The following is a 6092-nucleotide window of genomic DNA, read 5'->3' as shown; positions in this document are numbered from 1 at the left end:
CAGAAGGACCCCTTTGCAAAAGGGCATCCAGGCGGACGACGGCTTCGATGACTGTTTCTTTGCTTTTCCCATAAAAAAACCTCCCTTGGAATATGCTTCTTCTGCAAGCATATTCCAGGGGAGGGGGTGTTTATGACCTCAGTCCTTGTTCTCCTCGGGAGTGGGAATCTCATCCACAGGCTCCTCGGGCAGCTCCTCGGGGTCCTTTTCCTTCTTCTTGCCGCCCTTGCCGGTGTCGGGCTGCTCGCCGGTCTGGACGCCCACAGTGGACACAGCCCACTTGGCGAACTCCATCCGGACCCGGTCCTCGCTGGTCTCCACGATGATGGTGTCGCCCTTGACGGCCACGATCTTGCCGACAATGCCGCCGATGGTGGTGATGACGTCACCCTTCTTCAGGCTCTCCCGCATCTCCTGTGCCTTCTTCTTCCGCTTGTTTTCCGGGCGGATCATCATGAAGTACATGAGTGCAAACAGGACGACCAGCATGAGAATCGTAGATGTTCCCTGATCCATGTTATAAAACGCTCCTTTTTTCCTTTTGTAAATTGGCAATGATGCTATTATACCAAAGTCAACCGTTTTTGCAAGAACTTTCTGCGCATTTCCCGGCGCTCACGCCCGCTTCTCCAGCTCCCCGCTGTACCGGGCCCGGAACGCGGCAAAGGTGCCCCGGTCCAGATTCTCCCGGATGCGGGCCATGAGGTCATTGTAGAAGTACAGGTTGTGGAGCACGGCCAGCCGCAGCGCCAGCACCTCGTCCGCCTTGAAGAGGTGGCGCAGATAGCTGCGGGAAAAGCTGCGGCACGCGGGACAGCCGCAGCTCTCGCTGATGGGCCGAGGGTCCGCGGCGTACTTTTCGTTGAGGATGTTCACGGTGCCCTCCCAGGTGAAGAGCTTGCCGTGGCGGCCGTTGCGGGAGGGCATCACGCAGTCGAAGAAGTCCACGCCCCGGCTGACGGCCTCGATGATGTTGCTGGGGGTGCCCACGCCCATGAGGTAGCGGGGCTTCTCCGGGGGCATGTAGGGCTCCACCACGTCGATCATCTCGTACATGACCTCCGCCGGCTCCCCCACCGCCAGGCCGCCGATGGCGAAGCCGTCGCACGCCAGCGGGGCGATCTTGCGCATGTGCCAGGCCCGCAGGTCCGCGAAGGTGGCCCCCTGGTTGATGCCGAAGAGCATCTGCCCCGGGTTCACCGTGTCCGGCAGGGCGTTCAGCCGCTGGTGCTCCGCCACGCACCGCTCCAGCCACCGCAGCGTCCGCTCGCAGCTGGCCTTGGCGTATTCGTGGGTGGCGGGGTTCTCCACGCACTCGTCAAAGGCCATGGCGATGTCGCTGCCCAGATTGGACTGGATACGCATGGACTCCTCCGGCCCCATGAAGATCTTCCGCCCGTCAATGTGGGAGGAGAAGGTGACCCCCTCCTCCCGGATCTTCCGCAGGGAGGCCAGGGAGAAGACCTGGAACCCGCCGGAGTCCGTCAGGATGGGGCCGTCCCAGTGCATGAAGGCGTGCAGCCCCCCCATCTGCCGCACCAGGGCGTCTCCGGGGCGCAGGTGGAGGTGGTAGGTATTGCTCAGCTCGATCTGGCAGCCCACCTCCCGCAGATCGTGGGCGGAGACGCCGCCCTTGATGGCGGCCTGGGTGCCCACATTCATGAATACCGGCGTCTGGACGGTGCCGCCATGGGCACAGGAAAACTCGCCGCGCCGGGCGCGGCCCTCGGTCTTGATGACGTTGAACATGATACTCTCCTCAGTTGGTTTTCAGGGCGCTGAAAAAGTCCCGCAGGGCCTGTCTGTCCGCGGGGGTCAGGTCCTTTTTGGGAATGCCCAGCTCCGCCCCGGCCAGGGCGGTGAGCTGGTGGAAGCAGGCGTCCGGGTCCACCTGGGCCCGGATGCGGAGAAAGGCCTCCCGGGCGCCTGCGGCGCGCAGGTCCGCCGGGGCGGCGATGCCCACCCGGCGGAGATGGTCCGCCAGCACGGGGCCGATGTTGGGGAGGGATGTCAGATCATCCATAAAAGCCTCCTGTTCCTCCCGCGGGCAAAGCCGCCCGCGGGGACTGCGGGGCGATGCTCAACTGATGAACATGGCGTCGCCGAAGGAGAAAAAGCGGTACTTCTCCGCCACCGCCTCCCGGTACGCCGCCAGCACCTGCTCCCGCCCGGCAAAGGCGGACACCAGCATGATGAGGGTGCTCTCCGGCAGGTGGAAGTTGGTCACCAGCCCATCCATCACCTTGAAGCGGTAGCCGGGGTAGATATAGATATCCGTCCACCCGGCGCTTGCGGACATGGTGCCGTCCGCCGCCGCCCAGCTCTCCAGCGTCCGGCAGGAGGTGGTGCCCACGCAGATGCACCGGCCCCCCGCCGCCTTCGTCCGGTTGATGAGGTCCGCCGTCTCCTGGGGGATGACGCAGTACTCGCTGTGCATCTCGTGGTCCGTGATCTCCGCCTCCTTCACCGGGCGGAAGGTGCCGAGGCCCACGTGGAGGGTCACATACCCCACCCCCACGCCCATGGCGGAGATGGCGTCCAGCAGCTCCTTGGTGAAATGGAGCCCCGCCGTGGGGGCGGCGGCGCTGCCCAGGACCTTGGAGTAGACGGTCTGGTACCGCTCCTGGTCCTGCAATTCCTCCTTGATATAGGGCGGCAGGGGCATTTTGCCCAGGCGCTCCAGAACCTCCAGGAAAATCCCCTCGTAGTCGAAGCGGACCAGGCGGTTACCGCCCTCCACCTCCCCCACCACCTCCGCGGTGAGGACGCCGTTGCCGAAGGACAGCCGCGCCCCGGTCCGCAGCTTCCGCCCCGGGCGCACCAGGCACTCCCAGGTCTTCTCCCCCCGGTCGATCAGCAGCAGCACCTCGCAGGCGCCGCCGCCGGGCAGGCGCTGGCCCAGCAGCCGGGCGGGCAGCACCCGGGAGTCGTTGAGAATCAGGCAGTCCCCCGGGCGCAGAAACGCCGGCAGCTCATAGAAGTGGTGGTGCCCCACCGCCCCGGTCCCCCGGCTCAGCGTCATCAGGCGGGAGGCGTCCCGCTGCTGGATGGGGGTTTGGGCAATCAGCTCCTGGGGCAGGTCGTAGTAAAAATCACTGGTTTTCATCATTCGTCCGGTTCCTCACTCGATGGTCACATCGGTAAAATAGAAGGTCAAAATGTCCTCGTAGTCATAGCCCAGCTCCGCCATGGCCTTGGCGCCATACTGGCTCATGCCCACATTGTGCCCGTTTCCCGTGCCGGTGATCACAAACCCGCCGGAGGGGGCGGACACCGCCGGGGCGGACGGGGCGCCGGAGAGGGTCTCGGTGCCGGAGGCGGTGATGACGGAGGCGCTGTCCCCCTTTAAGGTGGCCAACCGGCCGCCGCCGGTGATAACGCTGGCCCCCTTCAGGGCGCTCAGCCGCTCCCCGCCGTCGTTCACATAGTACGTCCCGCCGCCGGCGGGGCCTCCGCCGCTGCCGCTGCCGCCGCCGATGGAGAAGCGGAGACTGCGGACGTTTTTGCCGTAGGTGGTGGAGTAGAAGGCCATGCGGCAGGTGTCCCCCTTCACCGTCAGGCTCTGGCCGGAGGTGTCCACGAAGGTGACCTTATAGACGTTGCCCAGGGGGGTGTACTCCGCGATGTACACGTCCGCCACCGTGCCGATGGAGTAGCCGCTGTTTTGCAGCACCCACGTCAGCTCCTCGGCGGTGTAGGAGACGGTATAGGCGTAATTGGGAATGGCGGTCTGGGACTCGTAGGGGTCCGCCTTCCCCCGCAGATAGGGCACCTCCCCGCCCCAGACATTGGCGGCGTCCTCCGTGGCGCCGCCGTCGGAGGAGTGGTACACCGTCTCCGCCAGCTCCCGGCCGTACCAGACGCACTCCCCGGCGGTGTTGTCCACCGCCGCGTCGGTGCGGCTGTTGGAGGCGTTGAGGCCGTTGTACACCTGGCAGTCGGTGGTAGAGCAGACGTCGAAGCCGTAGCCGGAGAGGTGCTTGGTAGTGCGGCAGGCGTAGGTCCGGGCGCAGACGGCCTGAGCCTCCAGTGCCGCCAGGGGCCACTCCCCGCCCATCTCATGGGGCACCACGCCCTTCACGTAGTCCTCCAGGTCCACCACGTTGATCACATTCAGGTTCCCGCCGGTGACCCGGGGATACTCGAAGCCGCCCCGGTAGCGGTAGCCTTTGAACCAGGTGGCCGGCTCCTCCCCCCAACCCTCAGGCCGGACCCCCAGGGGCAGGATGCCCTGATAGTCGAACTCAAAGAGGATCTCGGCGGTGCCGGTGACGGTGACCATCACGCCGGTGGCGGAGGAGCGCTCCACGGTATCCCCCTCCCCCAGCTCGTCCAGGGCGTCCTCCGCCTCCCCCCGGGAGTCGTAGCAGCCCACCCGGACCACGTACTCCCCGGAAATCCAGGCGGGCCAGCCGCCCAGGTCCCGGGCCGCCTCCGCCGCCTCCTCAAAGGAGTCGAAGCCCTCCGCCTGGACGTGCCAAGACCCCAGGTGGCGGAAGGCGCCGGAGGGCATCTCCCGGGAATAGGCGCCGCTCTCGCTCATATAGATATCTCCGGCGGCGGTCATGGAAATGGTGGTCTCCTCCGTCCGCCCCAGCTCCCGGAAGGAGCGGTCCTCGTCGTACCAGCCGAAGGCGTAGCCCTCCCCCTCCGCGTTTTCCAGGTTGGCGGAGAACAGGGCGCCGGAGCCGTACCGCAGCCCCACCTTGATGGTGTCGTCCACCACGGCGGCGGCGGAGACCGCCGAGGCGAGGAAAAATGTCACAACGAACAGCGTGGTCAAAAGCAGTTTTTTCATGGAACCTCCCAACGGCGCAGCCTTGACGGAGCCGGAAAAGTATGCTAACATACATACAAATGTCCGCCTGGCAGATACAGAGCTTGTCAATCCTCAATGGATTGTATTATAGTACAAAAAGGCGACACATTCAACCAAAATTCGGCGGCGGCCCCACCGGTCCCTCCGCCGTAACAAGTCAGCAGGAGGAGCATACTATGAAACAGTACAAAGTCGGCGTCATCGGCGGCACGGGCATGGTGGGCCAGCGGTTCATCACCCTGATGGAAAACCACCCCTGGTTCCGCCTCACCGCCATTGCCGCCAGCGCCCGCAGCGCCGGCAAGCCCTACGGCGAGGCCGTGGCGGGCCGCTGGGCCCTGGACGTTCCCTGCCCCCGGGAGGCCGAGTCCCTGGTGGTGCTGGACGCCGAGGCCGATGCGGAGCGCCTGGCGGAGCAGGTGGATTTCTGCTTTTGCGCCGTGGACATGAAGAAGGAGGAGATCCGCGCCCTGGAGGAGCACTACGCCAGACTGGAGTGCCCCATCGTCTCCAACAACTCCGCCCACCGCTGGACCGACGACGTGCCCATGGTGGTGCCGGAGATCAACGCGGACCACATCGCAGTGATCGACGCCCAGCGCAAACGCCTGGGCACCAAGCGGGGCTTCATCGCCGTGAAGAGCAACTGCTCCCTCCAGAGCTACGTCCCCGCCCTGCACCCCCTGCGGAAATACGGCCTGGAGCAGGCCCTGGTCTGCACCTACCAGGCCATCTCCGGCGCGGGCAAGACCTTCCAGCGCTGGCCGGAGATGGTGGATAACTGCATCCCCTACATCGGCGGCGAGGAGGAGAAGAGCGAGAGCGAGCCCCTGAAGCTGTGGGGCCGCGTGGAGGACGGGAAGATCGTCAAGGCGGCGGGTCCTGCCATCACCGCCCAGTGCTTCCGGGTGGCCTGCCAGGACGGCCACATGGCCGCCGTGTTCATGAAGTTCGCCCAGGGGCAGGCCCCCTCCATGGATCAGATCAAGGCGGACTGGGCGTCCTTCCGGGGCCCCGCCCAGGAACTGGACCTCCCCTCCGCCCCCAAGCAGTTCCTCCACTACTTTGAGGAGGAGAACCGCCCCCAGACCCGGCTGGACCGGAATCTGGAGCGGGGCATGGCGGTGTCCATCGGCCGCCTCCGGCCCGACAGCCAGTACGACTACAAGTTCGCCTGCCTCAGCCACAACACCCTCCGAGGCGCCGCCGGCGGCGCCGTCTTGCTGGCGGAGCTGCTGTGCGCCAAGGGCTATATCACCGCAGAGTAACCCCC

The 6092-nt window shown here is 65.6% G+C and carries 6 protein-coding genes; 1 reads left to right on the top strand and 5 read right to left on the bottom strand.

The window, feature by feature from the left end:
* Positions 1-138: 138 nt before the first annotated feature.
* The 5 genes from yajC to QZS21_RS07820 all read right to left on the bottom strand — a co-directional run bounded on the left by yajC (position 139) and on the right by QZS21_RS07820 (position 4798).
* A complete protein-coding gene (gene yajC, locus QZS21_RS07840) occupies positions 139-516 on the bottom strand; it encodes a preprotein translocase subunit YajC (protein ID WP_295582077.1) in 378 nt (125 codons plus the stop codon).
* A gap of 99 nt (positions 517-615) precedes the next feature.
* Positions 616-1749 carry a tRNA guanosine(34) transglycosylase Tgt gene (gene tgt, locus QZS21_RS07835; protein WP_295582076.1) on the bottom strand — a complete coding sequence of 378 codons (1134 nt, stop codon included), beginning with the start codon at positions 1747-1749 and terminating at the stop codon, positions 616-618.
* Between the two features lie 10 nt (positions 1750-1759).
* On the bottom strand, positions 1760-2023 hold the full coding sequence (locus QZS21_RS07830; RefSeq protein ID WP_295582075.1) for a TfoX/Sxy family DNA transformation protein: 264 nt from the start codon (positions 2021-2023) through the stop codon (positions 1760-1762).
* 57 nt (positions 2024-2080) lie between these two features.
* Entirely contained in the window at positions 2081-3106 is a 1026-nt protein-coding gene (queA, locus tag QZS21_RS07825) for a tRNA preQ1(34) S-adenosylmethionine ribosyltransferase-isomerase QueA (protein ID WP_295582078.1), read from the bottom strand.
* Positions 3107-3121: 15 nt separating this feature from the next.
* On the bottom strand, positions 3122-4798 hold the full coding sequence (locus QZS21_RS07820) for a SpoIID/LytB domain-containing protein (protein ID WP_295582074.1): 1677 nt from the start codon (positions 4796-4798) through the stop codon (positions 3122-3124).
* Positions 4799-4995: 197 nt separating this feature from the next.
* Between QZS21_RS07820 and asd the strand changes: the two genes are divergently transcribed.
* Positions 4996-6087, top strand: a complete 1092-nt coding sequence (gene asd / locus QZS21_RS07815; RefSeq protein WP_295582073.1) for an aspartate-semialdehyde dehydrogenase — start codon at positions 4996-4998, stop codon at positions 6085-6087.
* Positions 6088-6092 lie beyond the last annotated feature (5 nt).

It is taken from the genome of uncultured Oscillibacter sp., assembly GCF_900544955.1.
Lineage (GTDB): Bacteria > Bacillota > Clostridia > Oscillospirales > Oscillospiraceae > Oscillibacter.
This window is presented reverse-complemented; position numbering and strand designations above follow the sequence as displayed.